Origin of the sequence: Corallococcus macrosporus (assembly GCF_017302985.1) — a bacterium.
In the GTDB taxonomy this organism is placed as follows: domain Bacteria; phylum Myxococcota; class Myxococcia; order Myxococcales; family Myxococcaceae; genus Corallococcus; species Corallococcus macrosporus_A.
The window spans coordinates 187,353-201,024 of sequence record NZ_JAFIMU010000012.1 but is presented as its reverse complement, the minus strand read 5'-3'; the positions used below and the strand labels follow the sequence as shown (position 1 = coordinate 201,024).

At 69.9% G+C, this 13,672-nt stretch carries 15 protein-coding genes; 6 read left to right on the top strand and 9 right to left on the bottom strand.

All coding sequences use genetic code 11. From position 1 onward, the window contains the following. Nucleotides 1-2 precede the first annotated feature (2 nt). Together JYK02_RS33890 and JYK02_RS33885 are read right to left on the bottom strand one after the other, a co-directional pair. Nucleotides 3-1,784, bottom strand: a complete 1,782-nt coding sequence (locus JYK02_RS33890; protein WP_207057056.1) for a DEAD/DEAH box helicase — start codon at nt 1,782-1,784, stop codon at nt 3-5. Between the two features lie 91 nt (nt 1,785-1,875). After that, a complete protein-coding gene (locus JYK02_RS33885) occupies nt 1,876-2,646 on the bottom strand; it encodes a sporulation protein (RefSeq protein ID WP_207057055.1) in 771 nt (256 codons plus the stop codon). Nucleotides 2,647-2,798: 152 nt separating this feature from the next. Here JYK02_RS33885 and JYK02_RS33880 point away from each other — a divergent pair, with 152 nt between their 5' ends. Together JYK02_RS33880 and JYK02_RS33875 are read left to right on the top strand one after the other, a co-directional pair. Continuing rightward, nucleotides 2,799-3,914: a Gfo/Idh/MocA family protein gene (locus JYK02_RS33880; RefSeq protein ID WP_207057054.1), complete on the top strand. Its 1,116-nt coding sequence runs from the start codon at nt 2,799-2,801 to the stop codon at nt 3,912-3,914. 50 nt (nt 3,915-3,964) lie between these two features. Next, the gene (locus JYK02_RS33875) at nt 3,965-4,372 is read left to right on the top strand and encodes a PaaI family thioesterase (protein ID WP_207057053.1); all 408 of its coding nucleotides are present in this window, start codon (nt 3,965-3,967) and stop codon (nt 4,370-4,372) included. Nucleotides 4,373-4,394: 22 nt separating this feature from the next. On the opposite strand, the gene JYK02_RS33870 is transcribed toward JYK02_RS33875, so the two are convergent. Further along, nucleotides 4,395-4,904 (bottom strand): DUF2267 domain-containing protein, encoded by a 510-nt coding sequence (locus JYK02_RS33870; RefSeq protein ID WP_207057052.1) that lies wholly within the window; start codon nt 4,902-4,904, stop codon nt 4,395-4,397. A 206-nt stretch (nt 4,905-5,110) separates the two neighbouring features. Here JYK02_RS33870 and JYK02_RS33865 point away from each other — a divergent pair, with 206 nt between their 5' ends. The 3 genes from JYK02_RS33865 to JYK02_RS33855 are packed head-to-tail and all read left to right on the top strand — an operon-like array spanning nt 5,111 to nt 6,211. Further along, nucleotides 5,111-5,311, top strand: coding sequence for a hypothetical protein (locus JYK02_RS33865; protein ID WP_207057051.1), 201 nt, complete (start codon nt 5,111-5,113; stop codon nt 5,309-5,311). A gap of 29 nt (nt 5,312-5,340) precedes the next feature. Further along, nucleotides 5,341-5,862, top strand: a complete 522-nt coding sequence (locus tag JYK02_RS33860; protein ID WP_207057050.1) for a hypothetical protein — start codon at nt 5,341-5,343, stop codon at nt 5,860-5,862. A 4-nt stretch (nt 5,863-5,866) separates the two neighbouring features. After that, nucleotides 5,867-6,211 (top strand): DUF2019 domain-containing protein, encoded by a 345-nt coding sequence (locus JYK02_RS33855; protein ID WP_207057049.1) that lies wholly within the window; start codon nt 5,867-5,869, stop codon nt 6,209-6,211. A gap of 7 nt (nt 6,212-6,218) precedes the next feature. On the opposite strand, the gene JYK02_RS33850 is transcribed toward JYK02_RS33855, so the two are convergent. The 6 genes from JYK02_RS33850 to JYK02_RS33825 are packed head-to-tail and all read right to left on the bottom strand — an operon-like array spanning nt 6,219 to nt 12,055. Beyond that, nucleotides 6,219-7,229 (bottom strand): MlaD family protein, encoded by a 1,011-nt coding sequence (locus JYK02_RS33850; RefSeq protein WP_207057048.1) that lies wholly within the window; start codon nt 7,227-7,229, stop codon nt 6,219-6,221. Continuing rightward, nucleotides 7,222-7,965: an ATP-binding cassette domain-containing protein gene (locus JYK02_RS33845; RefSeq protein ID WP_207057047.1), complete on the bottom strand. Its 744-nt coding sequence runs from the start codon at nt 7,963-7,965 to the stop codon at nt 7,222-7,224. The genes JYK02_RS33850 and JYK02_RS33845 overlap by 8 nt, the downstream gene beginning before the upstream one ends. Further along, nucleotides 7,962-8,708 carry an MlaE family ABC transporter permease gene (locus JYK02_RS33840; RefSeq protein WP_207057046.1) on the bottom strand — a complete coding sequence of 249 codons (747 nt, stop codon included), beginning with the start codon at nt 8,706-8,708 and terminating at the stop codon, nt 7,962-7,964. The genes JYK02_RS33845 and JYK02_RS33840 overlap by 4 nt, the downstream gene beginning before the upstream one ends. Continuing rightward, nucleotides 8,705-9,484 (bottom strand): MlaE family ABC transporter permease, encoded by a 780-nt coding sequence (locus JYK02_RS33835; RefSeq protein ID WP_242589506.1) that lies wholly within the window; start codon nt 9,482-9,484, stop codon nt 8,705-8,707. The genes JYK02_RS33840 and JYK02_RS33835 overlap by 4 nt, the downstream gene beginning before the upstream one ends. A 19-nt stretch (nt 9,485-9,503) precedes the next feature. After that, nucleotides 9,504-10,202 carry an ABC transporter ATP-binding protein gene (locus JYK02_RS33830; RefSeq protein WP_207057045.1) on the bottom strand — a complete coding sequence of 233 codons (699 nt, stop codon included), beginning with the start codon at nt 10,200-10,202 and terminating at the stop codon, nt 9,504-9,506. Between the two features lie 2 nt (nt 10,203-10,204). Next, nucleotides 10,205-12,055, bottom strand: coding sequence for a putative metal-binding motif-containing protein (locus tag JYK02_RS33825; protein WP_207057044.1), 1,851 nt, complete (start codon nt 12,053-12,055; stop codon nt 10,205-10,207). A 210-nt stretch (nt 12,056-12,265) separates the two neighbouring features. Here JYK02_RS33825 and JYK02_RS33820 point away from each other — a divergent pair, with 210 nt between their 5' ends. Continuing rightward, the gene (locus JYK02_RS33820; RefSeq protein WP_207057043.1) at nt 12,266-13,669 is read left to right on the top strand and encodes a TolC family protein; all 1,404 of its coding nucleotides are present in this window, start codon (nt 12,266-12,268) and stop codon (nt 13,667-13,669) included. Nucleotides 13,670-13,672 lie beyond the last annotated feature (3 nt).

Below are 13,672 nucleotides of genomic sequence, written 5' to 3'. Positions count from 1 at the left end.
CTTCAGTCGCGGGTGTCGCGGCGCACGGTCACCTTGCGGCCGCGCAGCGTGGAGCCCTTCAGCGCGGAGATGATCCGCGCCGCGTCCGGCTCCGGCACCTCCACGATGGAGTACATGTCCGCGATGTGGATGGCGCCGATGCGCGAGGACTCGAGCCCCGCCTCGCCGGCGATGGCGCCCACGAGGTCCGCCGGCCGCATGCCCGCGGAGCGGCCCGCGCCGATGAACAGGCGCGTGACGTTCCACTCCGGCGCGCGCTGGGGCCGCGCGGGGGCCCGCTCGGACCGTTCGCCGCGCTCGCCACGCTCGGCGGTGCGGGGGCCTCGCGACGGGCGCTCGCCGCCGCGGTCCGCGAACCGGCCCGGAGGCCCGGAGCGCTCCGGGCGCGGGCCCTTCCGCTCCACCGGCGCCGACATCTGGGGGATGTCCTGCTCGGAGGACTCCTTGCCCTCGTCCTCCTTCTCCTGGAGGAGCTTGATGGCGGCGGCGGCCACGTCCATGACGCTGAACTCGCTGGACAGGTCCTCCGCGATGCCGCGGAACCCGTCCAGCTCGCCGGCCACCAGCGTCTCGCGCAGCGACGAGCGGATCATCTCCAGCCGGCGCGCGCGCAGGTCGGACACGGTGGGGACCGCGGTGACCTCGATGCGCTGGCCGGTGAGCCGCTCGATGTTGCGCAGCAGCCGGTGCTCGCGGGGCTCCAGCAGGGTGATGGCCACGCCCTCGCGGCCCGCGCGGCCGGTGCGGCCGATGCGGTGCACGTAGGCCTCCGGCGCGTTGGGCACGTCGAAGTTCACCACGTGCGTCAGCCGGGGGATGTCCAGGCCTCGCGCCGCGACGTCGGTGGCGATGAGCAGGTCCGCCGCCTGCGACTTGAACTGCTTGATGACGCGGTCGCGCTGCTCCTGGCTCATGCCGCCGTGCAGCGCGTGCGCGCGCCAGCCCCGGCCGTTGAGGGACGTGGTGAGCTCATCCACCTCCGTGCGCGTGCGGCAGAACACGATGGCGGCGGTGGGGGACTCCAGGTCCAGCACGCGCCCCAGCGTGGCGATCTTGAACGCGCGCGGCACGATGTAGGCCGTCTGCCGGACGCGGGGCATCTCCCCGGCCTCCAGCTTCTCCTTCGCGATGCGCACGCGCACCGGCTCGTGCAGGTGGCGCTCCGCGATGCTGGCGATGCGCGGGGGCAGGGTGGCGGAGAACAGCGCGGTCTGACGCTCTTCGGGCGTCTCGGAGAGGATGGCCTCCAGGTCGTCCGCGAAGCCCATGTCGAGCATCTCGTCCGCTTCGTCCAGCACCACCGTGCGCACCTGGTCCAGCTTCAGCGTCTTGCGGCGCAGGTGGTCCAGCGCGCGCCCCGGCGTGGCGACGATGACGTCCACGCCGCGCTTGAGCACGCGCAGCTGCCGGCCAATCTCCTGGCCGCCGTAGAGCGGGAGCACGCTGACGCCCAGCTTCTGTCCGTAGCGGTGGATGGCCTCGGACACCTGCATGGCCAGCTCACGCGTGGGCACCAGCACCAGCGCGGAGGTGCTGTGCGGCGCGGCGGCGCCCGGCTTCAGGTGCTGCAACAGCGGAAGCGAGAACGCGGCCGTCTTGCCGGTGCCCGTGGCGGCGATGCCCAGCAGGTCCTTCTCGGCGAGGAGCGGGGGCAGCGCGGCGGCCTGGATGGGGGTCGGCTCTTCGTAGCCGAGCGACGTCAGCGCCTCGACGAGCTCGGGCTTGAGACCGAGGGCGTCGAAGGTGGGGGTTTCAGGGGCAGCAGGAGGCGGGGGAGCTTTCACACGGCGGCTTGTACCACTTCCGCGCCCGGGCGGAGGACTTGGGAAGTCAGGTGCGTCCGGGCCTGTACGAAGACCCGGGCCTTCCGGGCTTTCAAGCCCCGCCGCGCAGGTGCGATTTCAACAGTGCCGCAATGGCAGCAGTCTCCCCAGACAGGTCCCTGGGGGACAGGACGAGCCGCTGGCGTCGGCCACCGTCCAGTGCCGTGCCCTCCAGGAGGGACGTGAGGCCCCGGGGGCCCCGGTCCAGGTCGAGGATCAGCTCCAGCCCGTCGTCCTGGGGGAACGGCAGCAGGCAGAGCGTGCGCGGCGGGCCCTGCCAGTCCGGGCCGGCATGGAACTCCAGTTCCTGGACGAAGGGCTCTTCGCGCCCCAGCGGAGCGGCGGCCTCGCAGTAGGCGTTGCGCCACTGGAAACCCAGGTGGAGCACGGCGTCGAGCACGGTCTGGAGCGACGGGTGGGGCAGGACGTGGATGCGGTCGCTGTCCTCGGGGTTGAGGGCGTTGTCGATGTCGAGCGCCGTCTTGATCCACACGGGCGTGCCGCGCTCGGTGATGGGCGTGTGGGCGGGGAGGCGCAGGGAGAAGGGGAGCTCACGCTCCTCGCGGGGCTGGAGCGTGAAGGGATTGGCGATGCGCCAGGTGCGCACGACGGCGTTGAGCGCGCTGAGGCGATCGTTGTCGCGCTGGAGGTACTGCGCCATCAGGTGCAGGTCGATGCGGTCGATCCGCTGGGGCGTGTGGCCGCCCTGGACGTGGACGAGCCCGCGCAGGTCGCCGCCAGCGCGCGCGGTGTCGTGCTCCAGCCGGGTGTCCACGCGCGCGCTGCCGATCCCGAGGCGGGCGAGCATCTTCATGAAGGGCATGGGCACGGCATAGGCCGGATGGCGGCTTCGCGAAAGCCCGTGTGCCTGGCCGCCTGCCCTTCATGCGGCCCCTGCACCGGAGGGACGGGCGCGGCTTGCGGGGCCGCCCGGCGCGTCACCAGCGTAAAGCCTCACAACGGGAGAGGTGCGTGATGGCCCAGGGGACTTCCAGGCGGGTGCGGTACGCGGTGGTGGGAGCAGGCAACCTCGCGCAGGTGGCCATCCTCCCGGCGTTCCAGCACGCAAAGGAGAACTCCGAGCTGGTGGCCGTCATCTCCTCCGACCCGGAGAAGCGGGACGTGCTCCAGAAGAAGTACGGCGTGGAGCACGTGGGGACCTACGACCAGTACGAACAGGTGCTGCGCGAGTCCAAGGCGGACGCGGTCTACATCGTGCTGCCGAACACGCTGCACCGGGAGTACACGGAGCGTGCGGCACGCCTGGGGGTGCACGTCCTCTGCGAGAAGCCGATGGCGACGTCGGTGGAGGACTGCGAGGCGATGATCCGCGCCACGAACGAGAACGACGTGAAGCTGATGGTCGCCTACCGGCTGCACTTCGAAGAGGCGAACCTCCGCGCCATCGAGCTGGTGCGCGAAGGAAAGCTGGGGGATCCGCTGGTCTTCACGGGGACGCTGACGCAGCAGGTGCGCGCAGGGGACATCCGGACGCGCGTGGACGTGGGCGGCGGGGCGCTGCTGGACGAGGGGCCCTATCCCATCAACGCCGCGCGCTACCTCTTCCGCGACGAGCCGCGCGAGGTGTTCGCGTTCACGGGCGGCGGCCGGGACGGACGCTTCCACGGGGTGGACGGGTCGGCGTTCGCGCTGATGCGGTTCCCGAACGGGAGGGTGGCGCAGTTCGCCATCAGCCACGAAGCCTCCGCGGTGTCGAGCTACCGGCTGGTGGGCACGGAAGGCGACCTGCTGGTGAAGCACGGCTTCGGCTACGGCACGGACATCGAGCACGAGCTGACGGTGGGAGGGGAGACGGAGACGCGGAAGTTCAAGAACAGCGACCAGTTCGCGCCGGAGCTCGTCTACTTCTCGAAGTGCGTCCTGGAGGACCGCGACCCGGAGCCCAACGGCATCGAAGGCCTGGCGGACGTGCGCGTCATCGTCGCGCTGCAGGAGTCCGCGCGCACGAACAAGCCCGTGAAGCTGGCCCCGTTCGAGAAGCCCAAGCGCCCCACGCTGGATCAGCTCATCGTCAAGCCCGCGGTGGAGCCGCCCGAGCCGGTGAACGCACCGGCCCCGGCGCAGGGGTAGGCCTCACAAGGCGGGTTGAGGGCTGTCTCCATCAGTGGTCTGTTGGATGAATGGATGACCCTCAGGAGTTCGCGCGTCAGGTGTTCGCGTCGCAGCCCTTCAGCCAGTTCCTGGGTGCGCAGCTCGCGAGCTGCGGGCCCGGGACCGCGGAGCTGAGAATCCCCGTCACCGACCAACTGAAGCAGCAGCACGGCTTCGTCCATGGAGGCGTGCTCAGCTACCTCGCGGACAACGCCATCACGTTCGCCGGAGGACTGGCGCTGGGCGGCAACGCGCTGACCTCCGAGTACAAGATCAACTACCTGAAGCCCGCCGTGGGCTCGCTGCTCATCGCCAGGGCTCAGGCGAAGAGCGCGGGCAAGCGGCAGGCCGTCTGTCAGTGCGAGATCTTCGCGGTCCAGGAGGGCCAGGAGAAGCTTTGCGCCGTGGCCCTGGGCACGGTGGTTTCCGCGGCCTGAAGCCGAGGCGAGCGTCCTGGCGTCAGGCGGGACGCGCCCAGAGGTCGCGCAGGTCCGGCGGCAGCTCCCCGGCGATGTCGTCGCTCTCGCCGGTGGAGATCTGCGCCTGGATGGCGCTGAAGACGGCGCGGATGATGGGCTCGGCGTCGTCGGGTTCGATGTCCAGGTCCTCGGCCACCATGGACACCATCTCCGTCCGGCCGAACTTCTGGGGCGGCGGTCCGGACTCATGGCGGTCACACCGGATCAGGAGCTCCCGCAGCTTCATGGGCAGCTGGGCCTCCAGGTCATTGTCCTCTTCACCGACGAGGCGCTGCTCCAGCACGCACAGGACGGACACAGCGGCGTCCTCCGCGGCCTGCTCGCTCGGGAGCCTGCCCACGTCGCACAGGTACTTGAGGAAGGCCTTGTAGGTCTGCGACGTGCGGGACTCGTGGCGCATGCGGCGGCGCTCGTCGAGCGGGACGGCCGTCCTGCGCTGCGTGGAGCTTCCTAGCTGCTGGCCGGAGTCTGGGATGTCATGCGCTGCCATGTCCGTTGCCTCGTTCCTGGGGTGGGGGTCCAACCCCAAAGCTGAAGCGATAGACACTCCAGAGGAAGGCACGCGCCGCCCTGCGAGCCGCCCGCTTCCCGCAGGCAGGGGATGGCGGGAAGCGCCTGCTCCCACTTCCGCCGGGAAGGGCCCTTGCCTGGAGCCAGGTGCATCCGAACCGTTTAGTGAGGAAGGGAGGTTCCGTCATGCGTGAAAGCCTTCAACCCAGGGGAGAGGCGCTGCGAAGCGCAGCCCGCAGGATCGCGGTGCGGAGGGCCGAGGAGCCGGAGCGTCCCCTGATCCAGATCATCACCGAGGCAGCCCGCCACTTCGACCTCTCGCCGAGTGAGGAGCAGATGCTGCTGTCCGACCTGCTGTCCAGGAGTGAGGAGGCGCCTCTGCAATAGCAACGGCAAGGCATGCTAGATGGGCGCCCATGAACCTCATTCGACTGTCGGTCGTGGGCCTTGCCGTGGCGCTCCTGATGACGGGCTGCGGGCGCCGCCGGAGCAACTCCCGGGTGGACTTCTCCCAGATGGGGCCGTCCATCAATGCGAAGCGCTACGCGAACCTGGAGAAGATCGCCGCCAGGGATCTCCAGTGCGACGCGGAGCTGTCGCCGCAGTACCTGGGTGAGAACCAGTACCGGATGATCGGCTGCAACACCGAGGGCGTCTACGAGCTGCGCTGCCTGATGGGCCATTGCGCCTGGATTCCCGACGTGAGGCTCCGCGCGGAGTTCGACCTGGGCTGTGGGAAGCTGGAGTTCCAGACAACGAAGATGGATCGCGTCACCACGGGCGTCACGGGCTGCGGTAAGCGCGCGACGTACCGGCTGATCAGGGCGGGCTTTGGCTATTCGTGGGTCCTGAACTCGGCCGTGGCCCAGGACGAGGTGCCGGCCCCGGCGCCCACTCTGGCGCCTGCTGACGAAGTGCCGGTCCCGACCGAGCTTTGATCAGATGGAAAAGCTCGTGGATGCGTTCGCCCTGCACTCGGCAGCCCAGAATGATGCGGTCCGGCAGGGGGATGCGAACACCGCGAACAAGCACGCCATGAAGGTGAATGAGACGTTCGACAAATTGTGTGCGCATGGAAACGCGGGCAGGGATGCGCTTGCGGCCCTCATCAACCATCCGCGAACGGACGTCCAAGTCAAAGCGGCAGCCTTTCTCCTCCGCCATCGAACGGATGAAGCCAAGGCGGTCCTCCAGGAGGCAGCACGAGGGCAGGACCTTGTTTCTTTCGCTGCCTCCAAGGCATTGAAGCGCTGGGCGGATGGAACCTGGGCGCTGGACCCGGGATAGGAACCACTCAGTCCTTCCAGAGCATCTTCCACGGGTGCTTGCGCAGGTCCGTGACCAGGGTCTTCAGCTCGTCGTAGAGGACCGGGTCCTTCAGCAGTGCGCCGCCCGTGCCTTCTCCCGCATCCAGTTGCCCCAGGATGCGGTCCGCCTTGGTGGCGATCTGTTCCAGTTGGCCCGCTGCCGCCGTGAAGCGCTGGAGGGCCAGCTTCACCTGCTGACCGTCTTCTGGCGTCAGCGGCCCTGTCACCGCCGCAAGGCCGTCCAGGGTGGTTCCGGCGGACTTCGTCAGGCCGGGGAGGTCCTTTCGCATCACGGCTGCCACGGCGGAGGCGTCCTCCAGGAGGCGGGCTCCCTTGCCTCCTGGCTGCATGGATTCCTTGGCCAGTTGCGCCAGTTGCCTCAGGTCCTTCGACGCCGCCGCCAGCTCCGAGGCCAGGACCTTCACGTCGCCTTTGTTCTCCGTCAGGACCTCGTCCAGCGTCCTCGCCAGCCGGGACACGTTGGCGGCCAGGCCCGTCACGGCCTCCGGGTCCTTCTCCAGCATGTCCGACAGCAACGTCACGAACTTGGTGAGCTGTTCCGACAGCAGGTCCAGGCGCGGTGCATCCACGCCTCTCAGGGCTTCGGTCTCCGGCAGCGGTGCTTCCGCGTTGCCTGGGTTCAACTCCAGATAAGGCTCTCCCAGCAGGCCCACCGTTCCCACCGTCACCCGGGCGTCCTTGCGCAGGGCGCGCCTTGCCGTGGGCTCCACCGACAGGTCCATGCGGACGGGGAGGGGAAGGCCCTTCGCGTCCCTTCGATCCGCGAGCAGGTGGATGGTGTCCACCTTGCCCACCTGGACGCCTCCCAGCTTCACCGGGGCTCCCTGCACCACGTTGCCCGTGTGTGCGAAATCCACCTCCAGCCTCGCGCCCCGGCCCAGCGTCAGCTCTCCCATCAACCAGAGCAACACCAGCACTCCCACCAGCGTCGCGAGCACCAGCGCCCCGACCTTCAGCTCCAGCCGTTGCTCATCCATCCGTCACGCCCTCCATGAACGGCGCTGTCAGCGTTCGCAGCTCCGGGGCAGGGGACTTCAGGAAGCCCTCCGGGCTCCCCAGGTACGCATTGCGCCCCTTCGCCACCACCAACACCCGGTCGGCAATCTCTCGCAGCTGCCGGTAGTCGTGGGACACCACCAGCGCTCCCAGGCCCTGCGCCTTCAACGACGCCAGCACCGCCTCCACCTGCATCGCCGCCCTCCGATCCAATCCCGTCGTTGGCTCGTCCAGCAGCAGGTAGCGCGGCTTGAGCACCAGCGCCCTTGCGATGGCGGCTCGCTTCTTCGCCCCGGGTCCCAGCTCCGGTGGCAGGCGGTCCGCCCACTCCTTCAGGCCCACCTTCTCCAGCGCCGTCTCCACGGCTTCCTCCGGAGCTTTCGGATCCGCGAGGCGCACGTTCTCTCGCAGCGTCCTCCAGTCCAGCAGCGCGGGGCCCTGCACCAGATACGGTGCCCGGCGGCGGAGGGACACCAGTGTCCGCTCCGGCTGGGTGTCCACCCGCTCCCCGAACAGCGTCACGTTGCCGGCTTCGGGCTTCAGCAGCCCCACTGCCAGCCGGCACAGCACGCTCTTTCCGGATCCGCTCGCTCCCGCGATGAACGTCAGCTCCCGCGTGGAGACCTGCGCGCTCAGGCCGTCCAAGACGCGGCGGCCCTGCTCGAAGGAGATCGCCACGTCCTCGAAGACCAGCGTGTCCGGACCGGTGTCATTCACAGGCGCACGAACTGGAACGCAAGCGACACCGTCAGGTCAATCAACAGACACCCCAGGCTGGCCGCGACCACGCCTTCCGTCGTCGCCTCGCCTACCGCCTCCGCGCCGCCCCTCGCGTTCAAGCCCGCAACCGCCGCCGCGAGCGGGATGTACAGCCCGCAGCCCACCACCTTCAGCCCTCCCACCAGCAGGTCCCAGCCATCCACGTACCTCGCGTCCATGAACGCCCGGCCGTCGATGTCCAACGCCACGCTCGCCACCAGCACCGCTGATGCCGTCGCTGCCACCGTCCCCAGCACGCTCAGGAGCGGAACCCCCACCACGCCCGCCACCACCCGGGGTGCCACGAGGTCCGCGTAGGGATCCCCCGCCGACATCTCCAGGGCCTCCACCTGCTCGTTCACGCTCATCGTGGCCAGCTCCGCGGAGTGGCTGGCGCCTGCTCGTGACGCTGTCAGCAGGGCGGACACCGCGGGGCCCAGCTCTCGGATGAGCATCTCGAAGTAGGCCGGGCCCAGCACCGCCACGTTGCCAATCAGCTTCTTCGCCTGCGCGTTGGCGATCATCACCAGCACCGCACCGAAGAAGGCCATGCCTGACATCACCAGCCACACGCTGCGCCCGCCCAGCTCGTGCACCTGTGCCAGGGTTTCGCGCCAGGGGATTCCCTCCCTCGCGCCCGCGCGGACCGTGCGCGCCAGCATCACGCCCGGCGCTCCGAAGAAGGACAGCACCCGCTTCATCCGAGCACCCTCGACAGCAGCGTCGTCAGCAGGAAGTCCAACAGGAAGATGGCCGCGCAGCCCAGTACCACCGCGCTCGCGGCGGCCTCTCCCACGGCTCGGGCGCCTCCCTTGGCTCTGAGGCCCACCGCCGTGGACACCAGTGAGATGGCCAGCCCGAACGCCCCCGTCTTCACCACGCCGCCCAGGATGTCGGACGGGCTCAGCATCTGCGCGAACGTCCCGAAGAACACCCGCACCGGCAGGTCCAACGTGAGCTTCGCGGCCACCGCCTCGCAGAGGATGGACACCAGGAACGTGAACGTGCTCAGCGCCAGCATGCTCACCTCCATCGCCACCACCCGGGGCGCCACCAGCAGCGCGAACGGATCCAGGCCAATGCCTCTCAGGCCTTCAATCTGTCCGCCCACCTTCAGCGTGGCGAGCTCCGCCGCGTTCCTGGCTCCGATGCGCGCGGACATGATCAGCCCCAGGAGCAGCGGGCCGAACTCCCACAGCACGCCGTAGCCCGCCGCCCAGCCCAGGAACGCCCGCGCTCCGAAGCGCTGGATGTAGATCGCCGCCTGCACCACCACGATGACGCCCGCCAGCGCCGCCGTCGCCAACGCCAGCGGCAGCGAGCCGTAGCCGAACTGCACCAGCCCTCGCGCCAGCTCGCGACGCTCCAACCCGCGCAAGGCCCAGGCCGTGCGGCCCGCGACCAGGGCCAGCGCGCCCACGCCGCCCACCGCTCGCATCGCCGAGCGGCCCAGCCAGGCCAGGGCGGTGGTGCTCAAGGGTGGTGACACTGCGCGGTCATGCGAGGGCCTCGTCCGGCGCGCGCTCCAGTTCCGGCGCCGGGGCCCCATCGTGCACCAGCCGGCCACCTCGCAGGTACAACCAGCGGGGCAGGGCGAGGTCCACCGGCGCTTCCGGTGCGGCCACCAGCAACGTTCCCTTGCCGGCGACCTCCAGGAGGACCCTCGCCACCTGCCGCGTCGTGCCCGGATCCAGGCCCGCGAACGGATCATCCGCGAGGATCACCGCCGGCCTTGCCGCGATGGCCCTTGCGAGCCCCGCGCGCTTCTTCATGCCCCCGGACAGGCGCTCCGGCAGGGTGTCCGCCGCGTCCGTCAGCCCCACCGAGGCCAGCACCGCGTCCGTGCGATCGCGCGCCTCGGTTTCCGGCACGCGCCGTCGGATCAGCGGCTGCATCACGTTCTGCCGCACCGTCAGCGAGTCGAAGAGCGCATCCGTCTGGAACACGAAGCCGAACGACGCCTGCTGTGCTCGTCGCTCCGGAGCCGAAAGCCGGGCGACGTCCTGCCCGTCCCACGTCACCCGGCCGGAGGAGGGGAGCAGGAGGCCCGCGAAGGCTTTCAAGAGCGTCGTCTTGCCCGACCCCGAGCGCCCGAGCACCAGCGCCTGCGTGCCGGGCGGGATGTGGCAATCCGTGGGCTCCAGCACGGTCCGTGCGCCGTAGCGGATGCCCAGGGCTTCAGCGCGCAGGTCCATGACTAGCGGTTGAAGAACTGGTTCACGCCCTGGTCACCGGATGCCCCCAACTGCGTGGGAGAGTATCCATCGATGGCACGCATGGCTTTCGGGTTCGAATAGAACGGGTCCCAGGTCTTGCCGTTGAAGAACTGCACGGTGCCCGTCGCCGTCGTCACGTAGACCCCATTCTGGCTGAAGGCCAGGACATCGGTGACGTCTGGCGCCGAAGCCAGAGGCGGCAGTGTGCGCCATACCCCATGGTTCCGCTCCAGGACCACGCCCTTGTATCCGACGACATAGACGTAGTTGGCGTTCGTCGCGCTCACTCCGGTCAGATAGACGTTGGGGACGGCCGGGGGAAGGGTTTCAGGCACCCAGGTCCCATCCGTGGGGTTGATGCTGATGACCTGGGGTTGGGGCTCCGGGAGCTCGTAGTCCCGTGCGCCCACCGCGATCAGCGGCGCGTCGGCAGTGGTCCCCGTCACCGCCATCAGGTTGATGCTCGTGGCCGCGATTTGCTCCGGGGCCGCGGGGAACGCCCACTTGAAGACGCGGCCACCGCCGGACACGGCGTAGAGCGTAGGCTTGCCGCCAGTCGTCGAGTTGAAGCCCACGATGCCCGAGAGGTCCACCGGCGCGCCCGGCGTGGTGGCGGCGGTACAGCCGGCTTCGTCGGGCATCTTGCTCGCCAGTTTTCCTGCCCTCCCAGCGAGGAACAGCTGCCCCTCGGAGCTGACCCAGGCGGCGTTCCAGTCTCCAGCACAGGTGGAGACAGTCCGGGCGGGGGTTTCGATCTTCACGACGTTGCCCGCCGTGCCTGGCCCCGCGAGCCAGGCCAGGTCCTTCCCGACGGCAATGGCACGCCACGACGTGACGCCGGCGGCTTCCGGCACGCTCCGCCAGGTCAGGTCGCACGGGGCGGGCCCTTCATCCACCTTCTCATTGCAGTTGTTGTCCAGCCTGTCGCAGACCTCCGTCAGCGTGGACGAGACATGGATGGAGCTCTCGTCGCAGTCCGTGACCTGGGGCTGTGTGCCCTCGGGTTGGGCCGCGCAGGTCACGCCCCCATCCGCTCCCGCCGTCCTATCGCCGTCCTCATCCCGGTAATAGGCCGTGGGCGTGACGGTGCTGTTGCACGCGACGCCGCCATCCGTCCCCGTGCATGCCTTCGCGCCCGCGCACTGGAAGCCGTTGAGGCAGCTTCCGCCCACGTCGAACGACTCGTCCTTCACTTCGTCGCAGTTGTCGTCCCGGTCATCGCATCGGAACTCCGCCTGGCCTGGATGCACGCTGGGGTCCCTGTCATCGCAGTCCCCGCTCCGTGACGCGGTAAACACGGGCCCGCTGCACGCCGTGATCTTCGCGGGCAGCTGGCGGTTGCCGTACCCATCGCTGTCGTCATCCGGGTACCACGGGATGGGGCCGCCCCGGTCCTCATCGCGGTCGTCGCAGTCCGTGCCGCCATTCGCCGGGCTCACGAAGCCGTCGCCGTCGCCGTCCACCGCCGCCAGGGACAGGTCCACCGGCGTGATGCCGTCCTTCGCGAGGCTTGCGTCGGTCTGCGCGGTGGCCACCTGCGCTCCGTCACAGGACTGCTCCTTCGCGACGGCCTGGAGCTTCACGTCGTTGCTCCAGCCCGCCTGGCGGAACACCGCGACGGACAGGGTGCCGGGAGGTGAGCCCTCGGGCACGTTCACGTTCGTCGCGACCTGCCGGGACACGTCCGCCTGATCCGTCACCGTCAGCGTGACGCACCCCGGCCGAAATCCTTCGTAATGAACCTGGACCTTCAGAGCGGCGGACTTGAGTCCATCCCCCTTGGAGCATCCCGCGAGGGCACCAACGAGCAGGGAGAGCAGGAATAAACGCATGGGACACGCATTCTGGGGCGCGTCCCACACACCCGGAGTGGGCAGCCGGCGCCACCGTCGGCATTTCAACCCGAGAGTCTTCTTCCCCGACCCTTAGTCCGCCCCGCGAGGCATCGTCCAGACACGCCCCGCTCATCCCCCCCGCGATGACGGCTTCCGTGTATAGGGGCCGCTGACCTTTCAACACTGGCCCGTTCCACCGCACGCCTTATGCCCACCGTCCGCCGTGCCCTCCTCGCCGCGCCCCTGGGTGCCTGCCTCTGCGCGCTGGCTCCGGACGCGCTCGCCCAGACGACGCCCCCGGCCGCGTCCCCGGCGCCCTCCGCCGAGTCTCCCGCCAGCGACTTCCCCAAGCCCCCGAAGCCGGACGCCGGCGCCGCTCCGCTGACGCTGGAACGCGCCGTGGAGCTCGCCTCGCAGAAGAACGAGGCCGTGCTCGCCGCGGGACAGACGGCCGAGGCCGCCCAGGCCCGCGTCGCCCGCGCCCGCGCCTTCTTCCTCCCCACCATCGCGGCCACCGGCACCTACACGCGCCGCCTGCGGGAGTCCACGCGCGAGGTGGGCGGACAGACCGTCGTGCTCCAGAAGTACAACGCCCTGGGCGCTGTCTTCACCGGCCGCCTCAGCCTGTTCGACGCGCGCGGCTTCCCCCTCTACAAGGCCGCGAAGCTGGAGAGCGAAGCCTCCAAGCTGGATGCCCTGGAGACGCGCCGCCAGGTGGCCTTCAGCGCCGCCAACGCCTTCCTCGTCACCCTGGCCAACCAGCAGGTGTACCAGGCCGCCGAGCAGCGCCTGGCCTACGCGAAGCAGAGCCTCGCCGACGCGCAGGCCCGCGCCAACGCGGGGCTCGCCAGCACCAATGACGTCACCCGCGCGGAGCTGGAGCTGGCCACCGCCCAGTCCAACCTCGCCGCCGCCCTGGGCACCGCGGAGACGAGCCGCCTGGAGCTGGGCTACCTCCTCGTGGAGCCCGTGCAGGGGGAGCTCTCGCCGCCAGAGCCGCTGCTCGCGGACGCCGTGCGCCCCGCGCCGGCCCTGGAGCTGCTCACCGAGGGCGCCACGGACCGCCGCCCGGACATCCTCTCCGCGCGCCTGCGCGTGCGCTCGCTGCGGGAGAGCGCGAAGGAGCCCCTGGCGCGCCTGCTGCCGTCCCTGGGAGCGAGCGCCCAGTACCGCCTGACGAACGAGGCGGGCCTCAACGGCAACGTCGGCGACGGTTTCCTCGCGGTGGACCTCACTTGGACCCTCTTCGACGGCGGCGCCCGCTACGCGGATCGCGATGAGCGCGTGGCGCTGGCCAACGCCGCCGAGCTGAACACCCAGGCCGCCAGCCGCCGCGTGCCGGTGGACATCGAGCAGGCGCGGGTGAACCTGGAGACGGCGCGGGCCGCGCTCGCGCAGAGCGAGCAGGCGGCGAAGGCGGCGCGCAAGAACGCCGCGGAGACCGGCATCCTCTACCGCCAGGGCCTGTCCACCGCGCTCACCCTGGCGGACGCGTCCCTGAGCCTCTTCGAGGCCGAGGTCGCGCTGGCGCAGAACCGTTATGGGCTGGGCGTGGCCCTCCTGGGCCTGCGGGCCGCGGTCGGACTGAATCCACTCGGGAAGGAACCGTGAAGG

What these genes read in the sequence shown, in the direction of transcription:
- JYK02_RS33885 (WP_207057055.1), bottom strand. Translation starts at nt 2,646, where the DNA reads ATGCCCTTCATGAAGATGCTCGCCCGCCTCGGGATCGGCAGCGCGCGC.
- JYK02_RS33880 (WP_207057054.1), top strand. Translation starts at nt 2,799, where the DNA reads ATGGCCCAGGGGACTTCCAGGCGGGTGCGGTACGCGGTGGTGGGAGCA.
- JYK02_RS33875 (WP_207057053.1), top strand. Translation starts at nt 3,965, where the DNA reads ATGGATGACCCTCAGGAGTTCGCGCGTCAGGTGTTCGCGTCGCAGCCC.
- JYK02_RS33870 (WP_207057052.1), bottom strand. Translation starts at nt 4,904, where the DNA reads ATGGCAGCGCATGACATCCCAGACTCCGGCCAGCAGCTAGGAAGCTCC.
- JYK02_RS33865 (WP_207057051.1), top strand. Translation starts at nt 5,111, where the DNA reads ATGCGTGAAAGCCTTCAACCCAGGGGAGAGGCGCTGCGAAGCGCAGCC.
- JYK02_RS33860 (WP_207057050.1), top strand. Translation starts at nt 5,341, where the DNA reads ATGAACCTCATTCGACTGTCGGTCGTGGGCCTTGCCGTGGCGCTCCTG.
- JYK02_RS33855 (WP_207057049.1), top strand. Translation starts at nt 5,867, where the DNA reads ATGGAAAAGCTCGTGGATGCGTTCGCCCTGCACTCGGCAGCCCAGAAT.
- JYK02_RS33850 (WP_207057048.1), bottom strand. Translation starts at nt 7,229, where the DNA reads ATGGATGAGCAACGGCTGGAGCTGAAGGTCGGGGCGCTGGTGCTCGCG.
- JYK02_RS33840 (WP_207057046.1), bottom strand. Translation starts at nt 8,708, where the DNA reads ATGAAGCGGGTGCTGTCCTTCTTCGGAGCGCCGGGCGTGATGCTGGCG.
- JYK02_RS33830 (WP_207057045.1), bottom strand. Translation starts at nt 10,202, where the DNA reads ATGGACCTGCGCGCTGAAGCCCTGGGCATCCGCTACGGCGCACGGACC.
- JYK02_RS33825 (WP_207057044.1), bottom strand. Translation starts at nt 12,055, where the DNA reads ATGCGTTTATTCCTGCTCTCCCTGCTCGTTGGTGCCCTCGCGGGATGC.
- JYK02_RS33820 (WP_207057043.1), top strand. Translation starts at nt 12,266, where the DNA reads ATGCCCACCGTCCGCCGTGCCCTCCTCGCCGCGCCCCTGGGTGCCTGC.